The organism is Massilia brevitalea (genome assembly GCF_030711405.1).
Lineage (GTDB): Bacteria > Pseudomonadota > Gammaproteobacteria > Burkholderiales > Burkholderiaceae_D > Telluria > Telluria brevitalea.
This window is the reverse complement of record NZ_JAULSI010000006.1, coordinates 145,130-166,474: the sequence shown is the minus strand read 5'-3', so window position 1 is coordinate 166,474 and position 21,345 is coordinate 145,130. Positions and strand designations below refer to the sequence as shown.

Below are 21,345 nucleotides of genomic sequence, written 5' to 3'. Positions count from 1 at the left end.
CGAACGTTCGCGTTTTACGTTCGGCGTTCGCGGCGCGCATCCGTACCATACCGCGTGGGCTCAAGAGCCCACCCTACGAACCCCAACACCGACCCCCAACCCCGGCCCCTCCCGCCTCCTCGCCATACGCCCATCCGCTTCCCGGTTTAAAATGGTGTTTTAAGAAACAGCAAGAGAGCGAACATGGCCTACAAGACCATCGAAGATACGATCGGTAACACCCCGCTGGTGCAGCTGGTGCGCCTGCCGGGCGCTGAGATTGCCGCCCGCAACAACATCATCCTCGGCAAGCTGGAAGGCAACAACCCGGCCGGTTCCGTGAAGGACCGCGCCGCCATGTCGATGCTCAAGCACGCCGAGGCGCGCGGCCAGATCAAGCCGGGCGACACCATCATCGAGGCCACTTCGGGCAACACCGGCATCGCGCTGGCGATGGCCGCGTCGATCCGCGGCTACAAGATGGTCCTGCTGATGCCCGACAATCTGTCGATCGAGCGCCGCCAGAGCATGGCGGCCTACGGCGCCGAAATCATCCTGACCCCGAAGACCGGCGGCATGGAATACGCGCGCGACATGGCCGAGCAGATGCAAAAGGATGGCAAGGGCATCATCCTCGACCAGTTCGCGAACCAGGACAATCCGCTGGCCCACTATGAAACCACGGGTCCGGAAATCTGGTGCGACACCGAGGGCCGCATCACCCACTTCGTGAGCGCCATGGGCACCACCGGCACCATCATGGGCGTGTCGCGCTACCTGAAGGAACAGAACGAGAACGTGCGCATCGTCGGCGCCCAGCCGGAAGAAGGCTCGTCGATCCCGGGCATCCGCAAGTGGCCGCAAGCCTACCTGCCGAAGATCTTCGACAAGAGCCGCGTCGACCAGGTGGAAAACGTGAGCCAGGCCGCGGCCGAGCAGATGGCGCGCCGGCTGGCGGCGGAAGAGGGCATCTTCTGCGGTATCTCGGCCGCCGGCGCCTGCGAAGTGGCGCTGCGCATTGCGCAGACCGTGGAGAACGCAACCATCGTATTCATCGTCTGCGACCGCGGCGACCGCTATCTGTCCACCGGCGTGTTCCCTGCCTGACGAGGGCGGGGAGCCTGCCGTGGCAGGCAGTGACCAAATGACAAAGGAGCCACAAGGCTCCTTTTGTTTTTCTCGCAAGCTAGACGCACACTCCGGCACCCAGGCCGGAACCGGCGATTACGACTGGTCGCTGTCGGTCGATGGCGATGCGCCTTCTTTCGGCTTGAACTGTTTGTCGCTGATGCGGAACTTGTTGCGGCGGTCGCCCATCAGGTAGCGCAGGTCGCGGATCGACAGGTCGCTGACTTCGTGCATGCGGATCAGCAGCGAAGCACCGACCGGCAGGCGGTGGTGGCGGATTTTCGAGATCACCGGCGGCGCCACTTCCAGGGCGCGCGACAGGGCAGCGTCGTTTTTCAGGCGCAGGTTCTCGATCAGGGTGTCCAGCAGGCGGTTCGGGTTGTATTGCAGCAGTTCGTCCGATTCCGCATCGCTGTTCATATCAATGCCGACTTGGTTTGTCATGATTTGAATAATTCCTATATGGGTTTACGGAAAGTCGCTAGCGGCGGATCGATTCCGGAAGGTCTTTCGAAAAAATCTACTCAATTGTACAACTATTTTTGAGTCTAGTACTTATGAGCAATAGAATTCGGTAGTAAAGTCTCTGTATGTTGTCTAGTCGCAACAATGGCCGCAATGCAATTCTCTCACAAACTCACGGAAATAATAATTGTTTTTTCGTTAAACTTAAGTGTAAAGGAAACAGGTTTTGCTCGCCGCACGTTTCAATTTGATATGCTCGATTGACAAGAGAATGGGGGGTATGCAACCCGATGGAAAGTTTCCATAGAGTATAGAAAAGAAAACACGAGGGATACACCGGGGGAGTACCCGGTGTCAAAAAGAGTTTATTAGAGCAAACTTAAGCGCTGGACGTTACAGCCTGTTACAAACTTACCACGTTATCAAAGCGCGTTCGAGCGCGCTTCGCGTACCGCCCGGCCCAGGTCAAGCACCGACATTGCATAAAAGTAACTGCGGTTGTAGCGGGTGATGGCGAAGAAGTTCTCGCTGGCCGCCCAGTATTCGGTCGGCTCGGCACCGTTCTGCAAATCGACCAGGCCGTACAGGCGTTCGCCCGGCAGCGGCACGTCGGGCGTCACGCCCGCGCCCAGCAGTTCCTCGGCGCGCAGGGTAGCGTTCAGGCCGCGCTCCAGCAGCGGCTCCCAGGCACGGCTCGGCGCCACCGATACCTGGAGCACGGCCGGGGCCTTGTCAGCCGGGTTCCAGCCGTGCTGGATCAGGAAGTTGGCCACGCTGCCGATGGCATCGGCGGTGGAGCCGCGCAGGTCGATGTGGCCGTCGCCGTCGAAGTCCACGCCATATTTGAGGATATTCCCCGGCATGAACTGCGGCAGGCCGACCGCGCCGGCAAACGAGCCCAGCAGCGAGAATGGATCGATCCTCTCGTGGCGCGCCAGCAGCAGGGCGTGTTCCAGTTCGCTGCGGAAGAAAGCGGCGCGCGCGGCCTGGTTCGGCGCTTCCGGGTAGGCAAAGGCGAGGGTGGCCAGGGTATCGATCACGCGGAAGCGGCCGGTGTCGCGGCCGTACACGGTTTCCACGCCGATGATGCCGGCCAGGATCTCGGCCGGCACGCCATAGGTCGCCTCGGCGCGCGCCAGCGCTTCGGCGTTCTCGTTCCAGAAGCGCACGCCGGCATTGATGCGGATCGGTTCGATGAAGCGCGCGCTGTAGGCTTGCCAGTTCTTGGGTTTGCCCGGCGGCGCCGGTTTCACCAGCTGCACCGCCGACTCGACGAAGCGCACCTGGCGCAGCAGGGCATCCATCTCGCCCCGCTCGAAACCGTGCTTCGCCACCATCTCGTCGGCGAAGCCGCGCACCGCCTGCCACTCGGCGAAATTCACCTGCTCGCCGTCGTAGTCGATGGATTTGGCCACGCCTGCGGCGGCCACGGCCGGCGCCAGCGCTTTTTTCACCGCTTTCGCTTTCGCTTTCGGCTTCGCGGCCCTGGTCTTCGTGGCCTTGGATGGCTTGCCGGCTTTCGACGCCTTGGCCGCGCGCGCTTTGGCGGCCTGGCCGCTATCGGCGGCGCCAGCCTGGTGGATCGGTGCTGCCGAAAGGAGGAATGCTGCGAACAGGGAGGCGAGTGCGGGGGCGAACTGTTTCATCTGACCTGGGAAAGTAAATGCTTCAGGGTCGCGGCGAAGCTGGCGTCGGCGCGGCGCGGTGCATAGCGCCAGGCACTGTAACGGCGCAGGAAGTCCTGCGCGGCGGCCTGTGCGCCCGGCGCCAGCTTGCCCGCCGCGCCGATTCGCTCGGCATAGGCATGCGGGCCTTCGTCCGGCGCGCGCGCCAGGCCCAGACGGGACAGGCGCATGCACAGGGCCGAGTATAGCGCATCGACCGGATCGATCCCGCGCCGGCTGCGCCAGGTGCGTACCAGCAGCAACAGAATCGCCAGGGCGGCAAGCCAGGCCGGCAGGCGCCAATCCAGCAGCGACGACTGCAATTGCTCGACCATGCCGCGCTGGCGCTGCGGCGTGTAGTTCAGCACCCACTGGTTCCAGCCATTGTTCATGGCGCCGGCCGCGTAGCGCATCTGCACCAGCCAGGGGTTGGCGTCGCCGTCGATGCTCATGAAGCGGCCCAGGCCCTCGATGCCGAAGGGCGGGCGCGGCGGCACCGCACCGTCCAGCCCGCGCTGCACGCGCTCGGGCGCCACCGCCGCGGTCGGGTCGATGCGCACCCAGCCGCGCTGCGCCAGCCACACTTCGGCCCAGGCATGGGCATCGGACTGGCGCACGGTGAGGTAGCCGTCGAGGGGATTGAGGTCGCCGCCCTGGTAGCCGGTGACCACGCGCGCGGGCACGCCGGCGGCGCGCATCAGGAACACAAAGGCGCCGGCGTAATGCTCGCAAAAGCCGGCGCGGCTGCGGTACAGGAAACCGTCGACGGCGTCCTTGCCGAGCAGCGGCGGGTTCAGGGTGTAGACGTAGTTTTCGGTGCGGAAGCTGCGCAGCACCGATTCGATGCGTTGGCCCGGGTCGGGAAGCGCGCGCAGCTGCAGGCCCGCCCTCAGCGCGCGCGGGTTGCTGTCGGCCGGCAGCTGCAGCCACTGGCCGGCATCCTGCGGCAAGCCGTCGGCCTGGAGGCGGTAATGGATGAACGAGGAGACCTGGTAGCGCAGCCGGCTGTCGATCGGCGCCAGCGTCGTCATCTCGACCTCGCCCGACAGCTGGGCGGCATTCCCGGTAATGGCGGGCAGGCGTTCGGGCATCTCGAGGGCGAACAGCCAGCGGTTGTTGGCCGGCTCCAGCGTCACTTCATAGCGTAGCGGCTCGCCCGCGACCGACAAGGGCAGGCGCCGGTTCGTGATTGCCTGGCGCTGGGCCGGGCCGCGCTGTGCAGGACTGAGCCTGGTCCAGGTGCGGCCGTCGTAGTCGCCCAGCACCGGGCCGCGCCAGTACAACTGCTCGCGCTCCGGCGGCCTGCCTTCGAACTTCACGCGGAAGGCGGTTTCCGGCGACTGCGCCAGGTTCGCCAGCATGCCCGGCGCCATGGTTTCCGACAATCCCGAGCGCGCGCCGTTGGCGTCGCCCGGCAAGCCCCACAGCGGCCCCTGGATGCGCGGGAACAGGAAGAACAGGGCCAGCGCCAGCGGCGCCGCCATGCCCAGCATGCGCGCGCTCATCAGGAAGCGCTCGCGCAGCGGCGGCACGCTCGTGGCGAACTGGAAGCTCATCTGGGTGGTGAACAGCAGCAGCACCGAGGCCGACATCAGCAGCGCCGTGCCGATGCCCTGCTCGTAGAAGAAGTTGGTCAGCACCAGGAAGAAGCACAGGAAGACCACCACGAACAAGTCGCGCCGCGCATGCATCTCCAGCATCTTGAAGTCCACCAGCAGCACCAGCATGGCGACCCCGGCGTCGCGCCCGAGCAGGGTCTGGTAGGTGTGCATCACGCCCAGCATGGCGCCGGCGGCGAGCGGGATCAGGACCAGGCTGGGCGGCATGCGCTTGCCCTGCAGCGTGATCGCCGCGCGCCAGGCCAGGGTGGCGCCGCACAGCAGCGAGACCCAGGGCGGCAGGTGCAGGGTGTGCGGGGCCAGCACCAGCATGGCGCTGGCCAGCAGCAGCAGGGTGTCGGCTTTATCGCGCGGCAGGGCGGCCAGGCGCGCCAGGTTCATGGCGTGCTCCCGTTGCCGGGGTTGCCAGGGTTTCCATACAGGGCCAGGGCGCGCAGGCAGGCCGCCTGGTGCGCCGCGCCATTGCCGGCATCATGGCGGTCGGCGCCGAGGCGGAAGGCATAGGGCAGGGCGCGGCTTTCCGCTTCCAGCACCCAGCGCGTCAGGCGCGACAGGCGCGCTTCGAGGTCGAGCTGCACCGGCAGCGCGGCCAGGTCGAGCACCAGCTCGTCGCGCGCGCCGCCTTCGAAATGCTTGGTGGCGAGCTGGCCGCCGTCGTTCGGGTCGAGACGCGCGATCTGGCGCCAGGCCAGGCGTCGCATCGAGTCGCCCGGCTGGTAGGGGCGCACGCCGGCGAAATCGTCGCTGCCGGCCTGGCCCGTGCCGTCGCTGCGCCCGCCCGCCACCTGCGGCAGGGGCGGCGCGCCTTCCTCGGGGAAGGGATACACCAGCCCCCGGATGTCCGGATGCCAGTAGGCCCAGGCACGGAACAGGCCGAGCGGAAAACGCGTGCTGAGGGTCAGGCGCGGCGCCGCCAGCCAGCCGCGGCTCTCCGTCGGCACGGCGATCCGCACAGTGGCGCTGGAACCGGCCGCCACGTCGGCCACGTGGCGCGGCTCGGGCACGCCGGCCACGTCGACCCACACCGCGTAGCGCTTGCGCGGGCCGGGATTTGCCAACTGCAGTTCAAACGGCGCCTCCTGGCCGGAGAACACGTTCGGGGCGCGGCCGGGTGTGAGCACCAGGTGGGCCAGGTTGCGCCAGGTGAGCACCATGTCGACCAGGGCGCAGGACAGGGCGACGAAAGTCAGCGCATAACCCAGGCCGAGGTTGTAGTTGATCGAGCCGACCAGCAGCACCAGGATCAGGGCGCCGAAGCCCAGGCCCGGCCCGGTCGGCAAAATATAGATGCGACGCTGGCCGAGCAGCAGCGCGCCGGCGTCGCGTTCGCGCTGCAAGCGTGCGCGCGCCTTGTGGCGTAGCCGGCCCGTGAGCGTTTCTGCCGGCGCCATGGTGTTCAGACCGGTACCGATTTCTGCAATTGCAGCACCAGGTCGCGGCTGGCCAGGGCCATGCCTTGCGCCGAGCGCAGCGGCCGCAAACGGTGTGCGCAGACCGGCACCAGCACCGCCTGGATATCTTCCGGCAGCACATGGTCGCGGCCTTCCAGCGCGGCCCAGGCGCGTCCGGCCTGCAACAAGGCCAGAGTGGCGCGCGGCGACAGGCCTTCGGCAAACAGCGTGCCCTGGCGCGAGGCCTGGGCCAGGGCCTGCACGTAGTCGACCAGCGAATGCGAGGCGTGGATCTGGCGCAGCGCGGCCTGCGCATCCATCAGTTCGGCCGGGCTGGTGGCCGCCTGCAGGGTGCGCAGCATGGCGCGCCGGTCTTCGCCCAGCAGCAGGGCGCGTTCGGCGGCCGGGTCGGGGTAGCCGAGCGAGAGGCACATCAGGAAGCGGTCGAGCTGGGATTCAGGCAGCGGGAAGGTGCCGACCTGGTGCGCCGGATTCTGGGTGGCGATGACAAAAAAAGGTTCCGGCAGGTCGCGCGTGACGCCATCGAAGGTGACCTGGCGTTCTTCCATCGCCTCGAGCAGGCCGGATTGCGTTTTTGGCGTGGCGCGGTTGATTTCGTCGGCCAGCAGCACCTGGGTGAAGATCGGGCCGGGGTGGAACACGAAGCCGTTCTTTTCGCGCTCGTAGACCGAGATGCCGGCCACGTCGGCCGGCAGCAGGTCGCTGGTGAACTGGACGCGGTTGAACTTCAGGCCCAGCGACAGGGCCAGCGCGTGCGCCAGCGTGGTCTTGCCGACGCCGGGGACGTCCTCGATCAGCAGGTGGCCGCCGGCCAGCAGGCAGGTAAAGGCCAGCCGCACCTGCTGGTCCTTGCCGACGACGATCTGGCCGACCTGGCGGGCGGCGGCGTGCAATTTGTTGAACATGCTTGGGTTCCCATGGTCGAATGGTGCGACGGCCCGGGCGGCATGGTAGATTAGCGATATTGGCAACTATTCTTCCACGCGGGGAGGGCCGTCCGGATGATTCTATGCGAGAACGGATATTTCCGGTGTATGGATGAGCAGGGCAGTCACCCACGCTTGACGAGCGCACCATGAGCACAGCTATTTTCAGCCACCCCGATTGCCTGAAGCACGACATGGGCGACTGGCACCCGGAGTCGCCCGACCGGCTCCAGGCCATCGAGGACCAACTCATCCTGGCCCGGCTCGACGGCCTGGTCGAACGGCGCCTGGCGCCGCCCGCCGAGGAAGCGTCCATCCTGCGCAACCACACGCCGGGCGCGCTGGCGCTGGTGCGCGACCATGTGCCGGCGGCGGGCGAGTTCTATCCGCTCGATGCCGACACCATTCTCTGCCACGCCAGCTACCAGGCCGCCCTGCGCGCGGCGGGGGCGGCCGTGGCGGCGACCGACGCCGTAATGGCCGGCAGTATCGCGAATGCCTTCTGCTCGGTGCGCCCGCCGGGGCACCACGCCACGCCGAAGGAGCCGATGGGCTTCTGCCTGTTCAACAACGTGGCGATCGCAGCGCGCCATGCGCTCGAGGTGCATGGGCTGGAGCGGGTGGCGATCGTCGACTTCGATGTCCACCACGGGAATGGCACGGCCGACGCCTTTCGGGGCGATCCGCGGGTGCTGATGGCGAGCTTCTTCCAGCATCCGTTCTACCCGAATTCGGAACCGGAACCGATCACGGCCACCAGCGTGAATGTGCCGGTGGCGGCGCGCAGCGGCGGCGACGTCGTGCGCGAGCTGGTGCGCACGCAATGGCTGCCGGCGCTGCACGCCTTCCGGCCGCAGATGGTCTTCATCTCGGCGGGATTCGATGCCCACCGCGACGACGACATGGGCGGCATGGACCTGGTCGAGGCGGATTACGCATGGATCACGCGCGAAGTGATGGCGCTGGCGAAGGAACATGCGCAGGGACGGATCGTCAGTTGCCTGGAGGGGGGATATGACCTGTCGTCGCTGGGGCGCAGCGTGGTGGCGCATCTGAAGGTGCTGGCGGAGCTGGACTAGCGCCGGGCCGTGCCGCGCTGGCCGCATGAACGATGGCCTTGACCGTACGGTGGGCACCCCGTGCCCACGCGGTTACGTGGGCATCCTTGATGTGTTGGCCGGGATGACTCGCTCCGCGGCTCAACCATGGATGACACGTTTGCGAGAGGCTTTTCGATACGCCGCGACGATGCAGGGAACGCGATGCTGCATCGGGCAACGATGACCACCGTTCCGCGTGGGCACGGGGTGCCCACCGTACGGTCATGGCCACCATCCATTGGTGAGCGCATCGATTATCTTGCACTGGCGTTAACGCGACACATTCACAAACGATGTCTCGTCTTACCTCCAAACAATTGACTCTCATACATACGGACCCTACAGTCGACTCAGCCGCAACAAGCGGCTGCGCCTGCGTGAGCCGGCAGCGATGGCGACCGTATCAGGCGTCCACTCAATAACGGAGGAGATTGTGAAAAAAGCATGTCAACTGGCCCTGGCGCTCTGCCTGATGGCCGTTTCAAGCATTGCCGCGGCGGCCAACTACACGCTGTGGATCAACGGCCGCACCGGCGGCGGCACCGTTGGCGACTACAACAGCTTCACCTACTGGGGACCCGGCAGCACGGCCGCCGGCGTCAACAAGAAGTCGGTCAACTGGGACGGCAAGAGCAGCATCGCTTCGCAAAGCGGCAAGATCCGCGACGCGCTCGACTGCTTCTGCACCGGCGGCAACTGGTGCTACATCGCCACCCACAGCGCCGGCGATTTGATCCTCGGCTACACCCTGGCCAACTACGGCGGCTCGGCGCGCGTCAAGAAGAACGCCAGCGCCAACTCGTCCGGGGTGTGCGGCAACACCGACGGCAGCGCGCAGACCGGCTGGAACATCAAATGGGTGCGCGCGGCATCGGGCGCGGGCGGCGGCTCGGAACTGTCCGACGTCGGCTCCTGGGCCGTCTCGGAAGCGCTGGTCAAGGACCTGAAAACCACCACCGCACGCGCCATGTACAACCACAACACCACGCACAACATCTGGTTCTACATGTATGCCGGCGCCAAAGGCACGGCCTATTCCGGCATCCTGCCGGGCCAGGACGACGAAGCCGTGGCCTACCACAGCACCGGCGGCGTGGCCGGCACTTCGGGCGGCTCCTACTGCAACCCGAGCGACTGGCTGTGCAACGACCTGACCCTGGGCACCGCCGCCAACGAAGGCGGCTCGGCCAAGTGGAGCTACCACTCGGTCAGCTTCCGCGACGACGCCGAAGCCTACAACCACTACGCGAACGGCAACTGGGGCGGCATCGTCGGTGTCGTGCGCAATGCCGTGGTGAACAGTGCCCTCTGATCGTCCACGCAGCACGCAACACGGCGCCGGCTCCGGCCTGCGCCGCTGGCTGCCGCTGGCGCTGCTTGCAGCGCTGGTGGCGGCCCTGGCCTGGCTCGCCCTGAGGGGAGAAGGCGAGGCGGCGCCGGCAGCGGCAAGTGCCGCTCCTCCGCCTGCGCAGGGGCCGCAGTTCTTCGGCCAGGTCGACGGCCAGCCTGCGCAGCCGTCCGCCGCCGAGCGCGCCCAACGGCGCCAGTTGCTGGTCGAGCACGTCCAGCTGACCGACCACACCTACTGCAGCTACCTCGAAGGCAGCAAGTACCCGGCCGGCTCGCGCCCGATGGCGCAGAATCCCGACCAGGCCTACCCGAACCAGCCAGTCACCGAGATGACGCCGATGCGCACTAGCGACGGCAAGGGCGACCCCAACATCCTGCTGCAAACCTCGCAGTCGCGCGTCTACATGGCGGCCAACGAATCGGTGGCGTTTTCGCTGCGCGCGGTGGCGCCCGACGGCAGCCTGGTGCCGCTGGTGATCACGCGCGCGGTGGCCGCCGGCATCATGACGACCGGCTCCCGTCCCACCACCCAGGTGGCGCTGGCCTTTGCCGACGATGGCGGCGGCGCCGACCCGGTGGCCGGCGACGGCGCCTTTGCCGCCGTGCTCACGCCGGCCCAGACCGGGCTGGCCGGCTTCCACGGCACCATCCGCACCGAGGTGCGCTACACGGCCGGCGGCAAGAACGGCGCACTGATCTTCGATGTGATCTATTCGCCCCGGCTGCCGGCGGTGTGGGCCGGGCCGCCGCGCGAAGTCGTGGCCGACGGCTCGCTCGCCTTTGTGCTGCGCGCCGACGTGCGCACGCCGGGGCGCTACGTGGTCACCGGACGCGTCGACGATGCCAAAGGGCGGCCGTTCGCGCTGGCCACCTTCAACGAGGTGCTGGGGCCGGGACCGAACGACATCAGGCTGACCGTGTTCGGCAAGCTGATGCACGACGGCGCGCCGGCCTTGCCCCTGACCCTGCGCGACGTCGACGGCTACCTACTGAAGGAAAACACGGACCCCGACCGCGAGCTGATGCCGCGCCTGGAAGGGCCGGTGCTGAAGAGCCGCACGCAGTCGCTGAACGGCATCTCGGATGACGAGGCCGGTGGCGAGGAACGCGAGCGCTACCTGACCGAGTTTGCCAAGGACCGCAAGCTGGCGCGCGACAGCCTGGCCGCCTTCGATCCGGCCCAGCCGCTGCCGCCGAGCGCTTGCGGGACACCGACGCGCTAGGACAAGCGTAGGTCCATGCGTGCCAGGGTGGCGGCGTTTCGATGCCGCCACCCGTTCCTCCCCGCTGTTCGGTATCCTCCCCACGACGCCCACCCTGCGCGCGATTGACGCAGCGCCTCCCACGTTGTTCGATGGCCGTTACAACAACACGGAGGAAGACATGGGACGTCCTGCACGCGGTTCGCGTCAACTTGCACTCGCGCTGTGCCTGCCCGGCATGCTCGCCGCCGGCGTGGCCAGTGCCACCAACTACACCCTGTGGGTCCACGGCCGCACTGGCGGCGGCGCGATCGGCAACTATGACGACTTCGCCTACTTCGGCCCGAACACGACGCCGGCCGGCGTCAACAAGAAGTCGGTCAACTGGGACGGCCGCAGCGGCATCGCCTCGCAAAGCGGCTACGTCCGCAACGCGCTGGACTGCTTCTGCACCGGCCAGAACTGGTGCTACATCGCCGTCCACAGCGCCGGCGACATGCTGGTCGGCTATACCCTGGCCAACTACGGCGGCTCGGCGCGGCCGGTGACGAATGCCCAGGCGAATGGCGCCGGCGTCTGCACCGGCAGCGGTGGCAGCCAGGCCGGCTGGAACATCCGCTGGGTACGCGCGGCGGCCGGTTCCGCCGGCGGCAGCGAACTGGCCGACATCGGCGCCTGGCTCACCAGCGAGCCGCTGGCCCAGCAGCACAAGGTGGCCACCGCCCGCGCGCTCTACAACCACAACGACACGCGCAACATCTGGTTCTACATGTACGCAGGGGCGAACGGCACCCTGTACTCGTTCGCGCTGCCAGGGCAGGACGACGAGGTGGTGGCCTACCACAGCTCGGGCGGGGCGTCGGGGAGCTCGGGCAGCTCGCTGTGCAATCCGGGCGACTGGTTCTGCAACGACCTGCGCCTGGGCGCGGGCAACAACCAGGGCGGGCGGCCGAAGTGGGCGTATCACTCGGTGGTGTTCCGCGACGATGGCGAGGATTACGGGCACTATACGGGGCGGAACTGGGGTGGGATCACGTCGGTGCTGCGGCGGGATATGGAGAACCTGGCGCGGTGATGTGGTTGCTGGCGGCGTTGGAGGAGATCATCCTCGGACGATGACATGGCTTGCTACGTCGACCGTACGGTGGGCCGGGCCGCGCTAGGCACCCCGTGCCCACGCGAATGCCTGCATGGTGTTGACGCTCACCGCAGTCGATATGGGCGAACGATGCCGGCGCATCGGGAGCACATCGCCAGCTTGTCGGTTCGTTGCAAGCGTTTCGAGCGACACTTCACCGCAGCAGACTGCGGACGGGCACGTANGATATGGGCGAACGATGCCGGCGCATCGGGAGCACATCGCCAGCTTGTCGGTTCGTTGCAAGCGTTTCGAGCGACACTTCACCGCAGCAGACTGCGGACGGGCACGTAACCGCGTGGGCACGGAGTGCCCACCCTACGAGGATGTGAAAAAATCGCCATGGCTGCGTAGCCTCGTCTCGCCGTACGCTCGTACTGTCTTCGACTCGGCGCCTTGCCCTGACAATTTTTTCACATCCTCTACGGGTAATTGCCCGCCCCTCCAATGAGGTAAATGGCGTGGTGCTAACTGGCGTCCCGCTTGCGCATCTGCGCCTTCTCCGCCGCCGTCGGCCGCTTGCCAACCACGTACACCGTGTACATTGGCTGCCGCGGATCGATCGGCAGCGCCATCTCGCCTTCGACCGCCGCATTCGCCACCGGCGCGGGCGCCGCCCGTTCGGACGGGCCGCTCAGGCAGGCCACCAGGCCCAGTACCAGGAATGCCCCGAAAATCCACACTTCCACGTTGCGACCGATCCCCATGACGTTCTCCTCGACCCGGCCACAGGCGGCCGGTTTCGTCATGGTGCCGGGCTGGCGGCGCGTCCCTATTGCAACAGATCAAACGATTTCGTTCTTTGTGGAAACATTCAGACATGCAGGAGGCGACGCGGCAGGGACAAGCCGCGTAGAATACTGCCTCGTTAGAAAGAATTGGAAAGCACAGCATGTCGATACAATGGTTCCCGGGCCACATGAACTCCGCCAAGAAGCAGGCGGAGGAGCAGATGGAAAACATCGATCTCGTGATCGAGGTGCTCGACGCACGCCTGCCCGAAGCGAGCTGCAACCCGCTGGTCGACCGCATGCGCAAGTTCCGCCAGCGTCCCTGCCTGAAAATCCTGAACAAGATCGACCTGGCCGACCCGGTGGCCACCGCCGCCTGGAAAGCCTATTACGATGCCCAGGACGGCGTGACCGCCTACCCGATGACGACCAAGAAGCCGCTCGACGTGGCGCGCATTCCGCAGCTGGCGCTGTCGCTGGCGCCGCACCGCGGCGTGCCGACCAAGCCGCTGCGCATCATGATCATGGGGATTCCGAACGTCGGTAAATCCACGCTGATGAACGCGCTGCTGAAAAAGCGCGTGGCAAAGGTCGGCGACGAGCCGGCCGTGACCAAGACCCAGCAAAAGCTGTATCTCGACAAGCACACGGTGCTGGTCGATACGCCCGGCCTGATGTGGCCGAAGATCGAGATGGACAGCGACGGCATGATGCTGGCCGCCAGCCACGCGATCGGCACGAATGCGCTGATCGAGGAGGAAGTCGCCTTCTTCCTCGGCGACCTGCTGCTGGAGCGCTACCCGCATCTCCTGACCGCGCGCTACGGCTTCAAGACCGAGGGCATGGACGGCATCGCGGTGGTGGAAAACGTCGCGGCGCGCCGCGGTTTCCGTGTGCGTGGCGGCGAGTTCGACGTCGAAAAGGCGGCCCACGTGCTGCTGCACGACTACCGCAGCGGCGCCCTGGGCCGCATCAGCCTGGAGACCCCGGCCACCCGCGCCGCCCGCATCGCCGCGCATGAGATCGAAAAAGCCGAAAAGGCGCGCATCGCCGCCGAGAAGGCCGCCGCCAAGGCCGAAGAAGCCGCCCGCGGCAAGCGCGGCACGTAATCGCTGACGCCGGACACCCACCGGCTTTACCTTGGACGTTGGCCTCAACCGTACGGTGGGCACCCCGTGCCCACGCGGAACTGTGCGCGGTGATTGCGGCTTTCCAGCCGCGTAATGTGCGGTTCAGTACCGCCTCCAAATGATCACCCCACACCACCCCCCACCTCCCCAAACCTGAAACTCGACACCGCCAGGCTGCCAAAAAACGCATCCTCGTGATACACGCTGGCGGCCGCCTCGTTCTCCGCCGCCCCCAGCGCCACCATCAGCGGTATCAAATGCTCCTCCCTCGGATGCGCCGCCCGGCTCGAGGGCGCCTCTTCCCAGCGCAGCAGCGCCGCCGTCCGCTCGGCCGGCGCCAGTTCCAGCAAGGTCCGGTTCAACCACCCGTCGAACCCGTGCGACGCCTCGCGTCCACTGGCCCCGAACTGGCGCAGGTTGTGGAATGACAGCCCGCTGCCGATGATCAGCACCCCTTCGTCGCGCAAGGGAGCCAGCGCCCGCCCGGCCTCGACGTGCGCCAGCGGATCGAGGTCGCGCCGCAGCGACAGCTGCACCACCGGCATGTCGGCCTGCGGATACACCGGATACAGCATCGAGAAGGTGCCATGGTCGAAGCCGCGCTGGTCGTCCAGCGCGGCAGGGTGGCCGGCTTGGTTCAGCAGGGCGGCCACGCGCGCCGCCAGTTGCGGGTCGCCCGGGGCAGGGTAGCGTACCTGGTAAGTGTGCGGCGGGAAGCCGCCGTAGTCGTAGATCATGCCGGGGGCCGTTGATGACGACACCATGAAGCGTGGGGCTTCCCAGTGGCTGGTCACCACCAGCACCGCCTTCGGCCGCGCTTTGAGCTGGCGCGGGATGTCGACCAGCGAGGCTTCGAGCTTGTCGTAGGCGGCGCCGAATTCCTTCTTCAGCCAGGGCCAGGGGCCGCCGCCGTGGGAGACGAAATAGGTGGGCAGGCGGGTGGTCATGGCGGCTCCTTCATGTAGTGGCATATTGCGATGGTAGCCGATCCGGCGTTCGGGCGTGGCCGGTCGGTTCGCCGATGATCGTGCGATGAGACCGCACCAACGCGGCGCAACAACAACCGCGAAACGCCGCAATCCCTTGCCCGTTATATAATCCGCCCCGTTCTGGTGCCCGCGCGCGCAATCCGCGTGCGCAGTTAAACGGGAAACACGATGCCCCTGCGCCCCCGGCGCACGGCCAGGTGTGCTGCCCCCGCAACGGTAAACAAGCGTCGCCACGGCGACAGGCCGCCTCGAACACCACTGTGTACAAGCGCAGGAAGGTGAGGCGGTCCGACTTGCTAGCCCGGATACCGGCCAGGACAGGTGGACATTCCCAGGGACTGTCCGTTGAATCCGGCCTGCGGGGACGCAGGCCGGATGCACACTTATCGAATTTAAAAACATCATGACTTTTGCTGTTCCGACCAGCGCGCCGGCGATCAAGCCGCTCGTGCTTGCCTGTGCCTTGACCCTGTTCGCCGGCGCCGCCAGCGCCGAGCAGGCTATCGCCACCGTCAACGTCACCGGCGCCCGCTTCGCCAGCGACGCGGCCCTGACCCCGATCGGCGCCACCGTGATCACCGCCGACGACATCCGCCGCGCCGGTTCCAACGACGTGAACGCCGCGATCCGCAAGATCGGCGGCGTGTTCGGCCGCCAGAGCCTGGACGGCTCGCCCGACTTTGGCCTCGATTTGCGCGGCTTCGGCTCGAACAGCAGCCAGAACATGGTGATCCTGGTCGACGGCGTGCGCCTCAACGAGAACGAACTGGCCGGCCCTATCCTGTCCTCGATCCCGGTCGACACCGTCGAGCGCATCGAGATCACGCGCGGCGGCAGCAGCGTGCTGTACGGCGAAGGCGCTACCGGCGGCGTCATCAACATCATCACCAGGCGCGGCGCCGATGCCGGCTACCACGGCACCCTGAGCCTGGAAGGCGGCCGCTTCGATCAGTACGACGCGCGTGCCTCGGTGCGCCACGGCGAAGGCCCGCTCTCCTTCGACCTGGCCGCCGACAAGCAGGGCACCGACAACTACCGCGAGAACAATGCATTCCGCCAGAAGTCGATCAGCGGCGGCGTCCAGTGGGCCGTCGAAGGTTCGCGCCTCGGCCTGCGCGTGGAAAGCGCGCGCCAGCACTCGCGCCTGCCGGGCTCGCTGAGCCAGGAAGAATTCGACGCCAACCCGCGCCAGACCAACAACCCGAACGACTTCGGTTCGCTCGACAGCGACCGCGTGACCCTGTTCGGCGAACACCGCATCGGCAGCGTGGAACTGGCGGCCGAACTGGCGCACCGCGAGCGCGAAGTGAAGTCGGCCTACGACTTCGGCAGCGGCCTGTCCGAGTCCACCTACCACAGCCGCCAGACCCAGTTCTCGCCGCGCCTGCGCCACATCGCGCGCCTGGACAACGGCATGCTGAACGAAGTCGTGGCCGGCGTCGACCTGACGCGCTGGGAGCGCAGCACCAGCTTCGGTGCGGATTCCAGCCAGGATTCGAAGGCCTTCTACCTGCGCGACGAGATGCGCTTCGCCAGCGCCTACAACGCCCGCCTGGCGCTGGGCGCGCGCCACGAGCGCTTCGAGAAGAAGGACAACAGCGGTTTCGGCAGCCCGGAGCGGGGCGAGCAGTCGCAGAACGGCTGGAGCGTCGAGGGCAGCATCGATCCGCTGGCCGGCATCACCGTGCACGCCAAGGCAGGTGAAAGCTACCGCATCCCGAACGCCGACGAAAACGGCTACCGTTCGTCGGAAGGCCTGCTCGACGTGCAGACCTCGCGCGACCTGGAGCTGGGCGTCAGCGCCGGCAACGAGGCACGCCGCATCAGCGCGCGCGTGTTCCGCCACCGCCTGACGAACGAGATCTTCTACGATCCGACCCTGAACGGCTTCGGCGCCAACACCAACCTCGACCCGACCCGCCGCCAGGGCGTGGAAGTCGAAGGCCAGGTGAACATCGCCAGCGACTGGCGCATCACCGGCCAGTGGCAGCATGTGAAGGCTAAGTTCACCGATGGCCCGAACGCCGGCCGCGAAATGGTGCTGGTGCCGAAGAACGTGCTCACCGCGCGCCTGGCATGGATGCCGAGCACCGGCCAGACCGCCGACATCGGCGCCCAGTATGTGTCGGACCAGCGCTTCGGCAACGACTTCGGCAATACCTGCGCTGCGCGCATTCCGTCGTACACCACGATCGACGCACGCTTCGCGCAGAAGGTCGGCAGCTGGGAATTCGCGGTGTCGGGCCTGAACCTGGCCGACCGCCAGTACTACAGCAACGCCTTCGGTTGCCGCAGCGGCATCTACCCGAGCGACGGCCGCCAGCTGAAGCTCTCGGCGCGCTACGATTTCTGATCGTGGTGAGCTAGGCCAGTGAGCGTCCTGCCGGCAGCGTCGCGGACCCGCCAGCGCGTGATCGTGCTGGTATTGACCGTGTGCGCGCTGCTGGCGCTTGGCGCTGCCGGCCTGGCCGGTTCGGTGCCGGTGCCGTTCAGCGACTTGCCGCAGGCTTTATCGAGCCTGATGGCGGGCGAACCGGATGGCATGTCCGCCACCTTGCTCGACCTGCGCCTGGGCCGCGCCAGCGCCGCCTTTGCCACCGGCGCGGCACTGGCGCTGGCCGGGGTCATGATGCAGGCCCTGGTGAGGAATCCCCTGGCCGATCCCTACGTGCTGGGGGTCTCGGCCGGCGCCGCCGTCGGCGCGCTGGCCGCGCTGCTGTTCGGCGCGGCGCTGTGGATGGTCGATCTCGGCGCGCTCGCGGGCGCGATCGGGATTTCTCTTCTTCTGTATTTGCTTGCGCGGCGTGACCTCGGTGGTGGACGCAGTAGTGGGCGAGAAGCGGTACGCACCGGCGAATCCGGCGTGCTGCTGCTCACCGGCGTGGTGCTGGCTTCGGCCTGCATGGCCCTGGTCACGCTGATGCTGTCGGTGGCGCCCGAGTCGCGCCTGCGCGGCATGGTGTTCTGGATGATCGGGGACCTGGCCGGCGCCAGCTGGCGCCCCCTGCCCTGGGTCGTGCTCGGCCTGGCCGTTCTGCTGGCCCTGCGCCGCGCGCGGGCGCTGAACGTGATGGCCCTGCATGCCGACGCCGCCGTGGCGCTCGGCATCGATGTCGCCGCTGAGCGCCGTTTTCTATTCCTGTGTTCGGGCCTGCTGACCGCCTGCGCCGTCACCACCGGCGGCAGCATCGGCTTCGTCGGATTGGTGGTGCCGCATGCCTGCCGCCATGCCTTCGGCCCCGACCACCGTATTCTGCTGCCGGCCGCCACCCTGGCGGGTGGCAGCTTCCTCGTTGTCGCCGACACGCTGGCGCGCACCGTGCTGGCGCCGCAGCAGCTGCCGGTGGGCGTGCTGACTTCGCTGATCGGCGTACCCGTGTTCCTGTTCCAGCTTCATCAACTTCACCTGCGCCGCCGATGACTCTGCCGATGACTCCGCCGATGATTTCTACCCAAGACCTGACCCTGCGCGTCGATGGGCGCCTGCTCGTCGAGCGCCTGGACTGGCGCGTGCACGCCGGCGAAAGCTGGTGCGTGATCGGCCCGAACGGCGCCGGCAAGAGTACGCTGCTGCGCACCGTGGCCGGCCTGCGTTCGCCCGACGGCGGAACGGTCGCCCTGGCCGGCAAGCCGGTCGGCGACTGGGCCTTGCCGGCGCTGGCGCGCGAACGCGCCTACCTGGCCCAATCGCGCGGCGACGCCTTTGCCTACCGCGTCATCGAAACCGTGCTGATGGCGCGCCATCCCTATCACGCCGACCGCTACTGGGAAGGCAGCGACGACCACGCCGCCGCCGAAGCCGCGCTGCGCACGCTCGACGTGGCGCACCTGGCCGAGCGCGACGTGCGCACCCTGTCCGGCGGCGAGCGCCAGCGCGTGGCGATTGCCGCGCTGCTGGCCCAGGACACGCCGCTGCTGCTGCTCGACGAGCCGGCGAATGCCCTCGACCTGGCGCACCAGGTGGCCGTCACCGAGCTGATGGCGCGCCTGTGCCGCGAGGGCAGGGCGGTGGTCAGCGTCGGCCACGATTTGAACCTGGCCTGGAGCGGCGCCACCCACGCGCTGCTGCTGAACGGCGACGGCAGCTGGCACGCCGGCGCCACGCAGGACGTGATGCGCCCCGAGCTGCTGAGCGCCTGCCTCGGTCATCCGATCGCGGCGATTGCCCACGGCGCGCGCACCGTGTTCCTGCCGGATGCGCCGGCGGCCATCACCAAGCTTGCACCTGTCGGGACGACCCAATGAAAGCGCTGCTTGCCCTGCTGCTGTTTTCCGCTTCGGCCCAGGCCGCCGTCAGCGTGGTCGACGATGGCGGCCAGCGCGTCACGCTGGCGCGTCCGGCCCAGCGCGTGATCTCGATGGCGCCGCACGTCACCGAGCTGCTGTTCGCGGCCGGCGGCGGGTCGCGCATCGTCGGCGCCATGAACTACAGCGATTACCCGGCGGCAGCGCGCAGCATTCCCCTGATCGGCTCGAACAGCCAGATCGACATCGAGCGCGTGATCGCGATGAAGCCGGATTTGCTGATCGTCTGGCAAAGCGGAAACACGGCGCGCCAGATCGCCCAGCTGCAGGGCCTGGGCATCCCGGTCTTCCACAGCGAGCCGCGCAAGCTCGACGAGGTGGCGGCCAGCCTGCTGCGCTTCGGCCAGCTGCTCGGCACCGAGACTATCGCGCGCGCCGCGGCGGACGCATACCAGGCGAAGCTGGCGGCGCTGCGCACCCGCTATGCGCAGCGCCCGCCGGTGACGGTGTTCTACCAGGCCTGGGACAGCCCGCTTTATACCTTGAACGGCGAGCAGATCGCCAGCGACGCCATCCGCGCCTGCGGCGGCCGTAATATCTTTGCCGAGTTGAAGACGGTGGCGCCGCAGGTCGGTGTGGAAGCCGTGGTGCAGAAGGACCCGGAGGCGATCGTTGGCGGCAAGCTGTACACGCCGCAGGACCGGGGCTTGTCGATCTGGCAGCCGTACAAGGGCATGACGGCGGTGCGGCGTAATAACCTGTTCACGCTCGACGAGGAATTGCTGACCCGGCCGGGCCCGCGCGTGGTCGATGGCGCCGCGGCGCTGTGCGCGCGCCTGGACGAAGCGCGTGCACGGCGCCCACGTTGATTCATCCATGGACACCGACATCACCTGTACGGTGGGCACCCCGTGCCCACGCGGAAGCTTGCGTGATGTTGGCGCTGTTTGAACCACAGAACCCGCCACGTGTTGGCGTCATCAAGTGATCATTCGAACACGTTTCGATTGGCCAGCGGTCGCAGGTAAAACGAAGCCAACCATGTTCATCATTCCGCGTGGGCAGTAGGGCTGGCTAAATGCCAGCACTACAAAGTGCCCACCGTACGATCATCAACGATGCCACCAGATCCCGCGCCAACGACGACCCACATTCGAGCCGATGGCCGCGTTACACCCGTAAGCAATTGCAAAAAATCGTGTCCAGCTTAGAGGGGACAGCGAAAAAGTGGTAATCTCGCGGTCGTTTTCTTCAACTTCACACAGAAGGATTTTTATGCGCCGCTCCCTGCGTTTCGCCATCGTCGCTGCCAGCCTGGTTGCCAGCACTGCTTTCGCTTCGCCAACCAATCCGCAGAACGGCGTCGAATACACGACCCTGGCAACGCCGCAGCCGGTCCAGGCGACCGGCAAGAAGGTCGAAGTGGTGGAATTCTTCGCTTATCACTGCCCGGCTTGCTACGCGCTGGAACCTGGCCTGAACGAATGGGTCAAAAAGCAGGGTGACAAGATCGTGCTGCGCCGTGTCCACCTGCCGTTCCAGGGCCCGGCCGACCCGGAAGCGCACCTGTTCCTGACGCTGGAAGCCATGGGCAAGCAGGCCGAATTCCATCCGAAGGTGCTGCACGCCGTGCACGTGCAGCGCGTGCGCCTGATGAAGGACGACCAGATCATCGACTGGGTATCGAAGAACGGCATCGACCGCGCCAAGTTCCTCGAAACCTGGAACTCGTTCGGCGTGACCACCAAGCTGCGCCGCCTGCCGCAACTGGCCACCGCCTACCAGGTGAGCGGCACGCCGACCATCATCATCGACGGCAAGTACCAGACTTCGCCGGGCCAGGTGTCGGAAAAGCTGAAGATCACGGACCGTAACCAACTGATGCAGGCGAGCTTCCAGGTGCTGGACGCCCTTGTCGAGAAGGCAGCCAAGACGAAATGAGCGATAGCGAAGGCAAGGTCCTGGCCATGTACGAGGGCGCCCGCCCTCGTGAAGAGGACCTGTTCGAGACCAGCAACGTGAACCACATCGCGTGGTCGCTGGTCGTGATCCTGCTCGGGCTGGTGATCTGGCTCTGCATCACGCTCGTGAATGCCGAGAACCAGCGCCATGCCCTGATCACGAATCAATGCCCGGACCCGGTGTTCAAGAGCGGGGTCGACAAGGCCTGCCTGTACACCGTGAAGTCGCGCGCACACTGGTGGGAACACCTGTGGTACGGCTTCACGCACGTGAAGCCCGAGCGGAAGTAGGGTGGTCGGCTAGAC

At 66.9% G+C, this 21,345-nt stretch carries 19 protein-coding genes and 1 riboswitch; of the genes, 12 read left to right on the top strand and 7 right to left on the bottom strand.

Annotation, left to right across the window (positions count from 1 at the left end; all coding sequences use genetic code 11):
- The first annotated feature begins 183 nt into the window (after positions 1–183).
- A complete protein-coding gene (gene cysM / locus QWL29_RS05605) occupies positions 184–1,086 on the top strand; it encodes a cysteine synthase CysM (RefSeq protein WP_305821893.1) in 903 nt (300 codons plus the stop codon).
- Positions 1,087–1,203: 117 nt separating this feature from the next.
- Here cysM and QWL29_RS05600 read toward each other — a convergent pair whose 3' ends face one another.
- The 5 genes from QWL29_RS05600 to QWL29_RS05580 all read right to left on the bottom strand — a co-directional run bounded on the left by QWL29_RS05600 (position 1,204) and on the right by QWL29_RS05580 (position 7,172).
- The gene (locus tag QWL29_RS05600; protein ID WP_305821892.1) at positions 1,204–1,551 is read right to left on the bottom strand and encodes a hypothetical protein; all 348 of its coding nucleotides are present in this window, start codon (positions 1,549–1,551) and stop codon (positions 1,204–1,206) included.
- Positions 1,552–1,994: 443 nt separating this feature from the next.
- Positions 1,995–3,218: a lytic murein transglycosylase B gene (gene mltB, locus QWL29_RS05595; RefSeq protein ID WP_305821891.1), complete on the bottom strand. Its 1,224-nt coding sequence runs from the start codon at positions 3,216–3,218 to the stop codon at positions 1,995–1,997.
- Entirely contained in the window at positions 3,215–5,236 is a 2,022-nt protein-coding gene (locus QWL29_RS05590) for a transglutaminase TgpA family protein (protein WP_305821890.1), read from the bottom strand. The genes mltB and QWL29_RS05590 overlap by 4 nt, the downstream gene beginning before the upstream one ends.
- The gene (locus tag QWL29_RS05585) at positions 5,233–6,246 is read right to left on the bottom strand and encodes a DUF58 domain-containing protein (RefSeq protein WP_305821889.1); all 1,014 of its coding nucleotides are present in this window, start codon (positions 6,244–6,246) and stop codon (positions 5,233–5,235) included. Before QWL29_RS05585 ends, QWL29_RS05590 begins: the two co-directional genes overlap by 4 nt.
- Before the next feature lie 5 nt (positions 6,247–6,251).
- Positions 6,252–7,172, bottom strand: a complete 921-nt coding sequence (locus QWL29_RS05580; protein WP_305821888.1) for an AAA family ATPase — start codon at positions 7,170–7,172, stop codon at positions 6,252–6,254.
- Positions 7,173–7,342: 170 nt separating this feature from the next.
- On the opposite strand from QWL29_RS05580, the gene QWL29_RS05575 reads away from it, so the two are divergent.
- From QWL29_RS05575 to QWL29_RS05560, 4 genes are all read left to right on the top strand, one after another.
- Entirely contained in the window at positions 7,343–8,272 is a 930-nt protein-coding gene (locus tag QWL29_RS05575; protein WP_305821887.1) for a histone deacetylase family protein, read from the top strand.
- A gap of 454 nt (positions 8,273–8,726) precedes the next feature.
- Positions 8,727–9,605 carry a hypothetical protein gene (locus QWL29_RS05570; RefSeq protein ID WP_305821886.1) on the top strand — a complete coding sequence of 293 codons (879 nt, stop codon included), beginning with the start codon at positions 8,727–8,729 and terminating at the stop codon, positions 9,603–9,605.
- Positions 9,595–10,866: a choice-of-anchor X domain-containing protein gene (locus tag QWL29_RS05565; RefSeq protein WP_305821885.1), complete on the top strand. Its 1,272-nt coding sequence runs from the start codon at positions 9,595–9,597 to the stop codon at positions 10,864–10,866. The genes QWL29_RS05570 and QWL29_RS05565 overlap by 11 nt, the downstream gene beginning before the upstream one ends.
- A gap of 160 nt (positions 10,867–11,026) precedes the next feature.
- Positions 11,027–11,920, top strand: coding sequence for a hypothetical protein (locus QWL29_RS05560; RefSeq protein WP_305821884.1), 894 nt, complete (start codon positions 11,027–11,029; stop codon positions 11,918–11,920).
- A gap of 530 nt (positions 11,921–12,450) precedes the next feature.
- Here the strand turns inward: QWL29_RS05560 and QWL29_RS05555 are convergent.
- Complete coding sequence (locus tag QWL29_RS05555) at positions 12,451–12,732, bottom strand: hypothetical protein (RefSeq protein WP_305821883.1); 282 nt, start codon at positions 12,730–12,732, stop codon at positions 12,451–12,453.
- Positions 12,733–12,875: 143 nt separating this feature from the next.
- On the opposite strand from QWL29_RS05555, the gene ylqF reads away from it, so the two are divergent.
- The gene (gene ylqF, locus QWL29_RS05550; RefSeq protein ID WP_305821882.1) at positions 12,876–13,823 is read left to right on the top strand and encodes a ribosome biogenesis GTPase YlqF; all 948 of its coding nucleotides are present in this window, start codon (positions 12,876–12,878) and stop codon (positions 13,821–13,823) included.
- Between the two features lie 143 nt (positions 13,824–13,966).
- Here the strand turns inward: ylqF and QWL29_RS05545 are convergent, their stop codons facing one another.
- Positions 13,967–14,791 carry a DODA-type extradiol aromatic ring-opening family dioxygenase gene (locus QWL29_RS05545; protein WP_305821881.1) on the bottom strand — a complete coding sequence of 275 codons (825 nt, stop codon included), beginning with the start codon at positions 14,789–14,791 and terminating at the stop codon, positions 13,967–13,969.
- Between the two features lie 146 nt (positions 14,792–14,937).
- Positions 14,938–15,164, top strand: a riboswitch (cobalamin riboswitch).
- 72 nt (positions 15,165–15,236) lie between these two features.
- Between QWL29_RS05545 and QWL29_RS05540 the strand changes: the two genes are divergently transcribed.
- The 6 genes from QWL29_RS05540 (at position 15,237) to QWL29_RS05515 (ending at position 21,330) form a co-directional block, all read left to right on the top strand.
- Positions 15,237–17,186: a TonB-dependent receptor family protein gene (locus tag QWL29_RS05540; protein WP_305821880.1), complete on the top strand. Its 1,950-nt coding sequence runs from the start codon at positions 15,237–15,239 to the stop codon at positions 17,184–17,186.
- Between the two features lie 18 nt (positions 17,187–17,204).
- The gene (locus tag QWL29_RS05535) at positions 17,205–18,254 is read left to right on the top strand and encodes a FecCD family ABC transporter permease (RefSeq protein WP_370663666.1); all 1,050 of its coding nucleotides are present in this window, start codon (positions 17,205–17,207) and stop codon (positions 18,252–18,254) included.
- Between the two features lie 20 nt (positions 18,255–18,274).
- Positions 18,275–19,078: an ABC transporter ATP-binding protein gene (locus QWL29_RS05530; protein ID WP_305821879.1), complete on the top strand. Its 804-nt coding sequence runs from the start codon at positions 18,275–18,277 to the stop codon at positions 19,076–19,078.
- Positions 19,075–19,947 (top strand): cobalamin-binding protein, encoded by an 873-nt coding sequence (locus QWL29_RS05525; protein ID WP_305821878.1) that lies wholly within the window; start codon positions 19,075–19,077, stop codon positions 19,945–19,947. The genes QWL29_RS05530 and QWL29_RS05525 overlap by 4 nt, the downstream gene beginning before the upstream one ends.
- Positions 19,948–20,353: 406 nt before the next feature.
- A complete protein-coding gene (locus tag QWL29_RS05520; protein ID WP_305821877.1) occupies positions 20,354–21,019 on the top strand; it encodes a thiol:disulfide interchange protein DsbA/DsbL in 666 nt (221 codons plus the stop codon).
- Positions 21,016–21,330: a hypothetical protein gene (locus QWL29_RS05515; RefSeq protein WP_305821876.1), complete on the top strand. Its 315-nt coding sequence runs from the start codon at positions 21,016–21,018 to the stop codon at positions 21,328–21,330. Before QWL29_RS05520 ends, QWL29_RS05515 begins: the two co-directional genes overlap by 4 nt.
- Positions 21,331–21,345: the final 15 nt, after the last annotated feature.

Excerpts from the sequence above, each read along its gene's own strand:
- mltB (WP_305821891.1), bottom strand. The coding sequence starts at position 3,218 with ATGAAACAGTTCGCCCCCGCACTCGCCTCCCTGTTCGCAGCATTCCTC.
- QWL29_RS05560 (WP_305821884.1), top strand. The coding sequence starts at position 11,027 with ATGGGACGTCCTGCACGCGGTTCGCGTCAACTTGCACTCGCGCTGTGC.
- QWL29_RS05545 (WP_305821881.1), bottom strand. The coding sequence starts at position 14,791 with ATGACCACCCGCCTGCCCACCTATTTCGTCTCCCACGGCGGCGGCCCC.
- QWL29_RS05600 (WP_305821892.1), bottom strand. The coding sequence starts at position 1,551 with ATGACAAACCAAGTCGGCATTGATATGAACAGCGATGCGGAATCGGAC.
- QWL29_RS05530 (WP_305821879.1), top strand. The coding sequence starts at position 18,275 with ATGATTTCTACCCAAGACCTGACCCTGCGCGTCGATGGGCGCCTGCTC.
- QWL29_RS05590 (WP_305821890.1), bottom strand. The coding sequence starts at position 5,236 with ATGAACCTGGCGCGCCTGGCCGCCCTGCCGCGCGATAAAGCCGACACC.
- QWL29_RS05540 (WP_305821880.1), top strand. The coding sequence starts at position 15,237 with ATGACTTTTGCTGTTCCGACCAGCGCGCCGGCGATCAAGCCGCTCGTG.
- ylqF (WP_305821882.1), top strand. The coding sequence starts at position 12,876 with ATGTCGATACAATGGTTCCCGGGCCACATGAACTCCGCCAAGAAGCAG.
- QWL29_RS05585 (WP_305821889.1), bottom strand. The coding sequence starts at position 6,246 with ATGGCGCCGGCAGAAACGCTCACGGGCCGGCTACGCCACAAGGCGCGC.
- QWL29_RS05520 (WP_305821877.1), top strand. The coding sequence starts at position 20,354 with ATGCGCCGCTCCCTGCGTTTCGCCATCGTCGCTGCCAGCCTGGTTGCC.
- QWL29_RS05515 (WP_305821876.1), top strand. The coding sequence starts at position 21,016 with ATGAGCGATAGCGAAGGCAAGGTCCTGGCCATGTACGAGGGCGCCCGC.
- QWL29_RS05580 (WP_305821888.1), bottom strand. The coding sequence starts at position 7,172 with ATGTTCAACAAATTGCACGCCGCCGCCCGCCAGGTCGGCCAGATCGTC.
- QWL29_RS05525 (WP_305821878.1), top strand. The coding sequence starts at position 19,075 with ATGAAAGCGCTGCTTGCCCTGCTGCTGTTTTCCGCTTCGGCCCAGGCC.
- cysM (WP_305821893.1), top strand. The coding sequence starts at position 184 with ATGGCCTACAAGACCATCGAAGATACGATCGGTAACACCCCGCTGGTG.
- QWL29_RS05555 (WP_305821883.1), bottom strand. The coding sequence starts at position 12,732 with ATGACGAAACCGGCCGCCTGTGGCCGGGTCGAGGAGAACGTCATGGGG.
- QWL29_RS05575 (WP_305821887.1), top strand. The coding sequence starts at position 7,343 with ATGAGCACAGCTATTTTCAGCCACCCCGATTGCCTGAAGCACGACATG.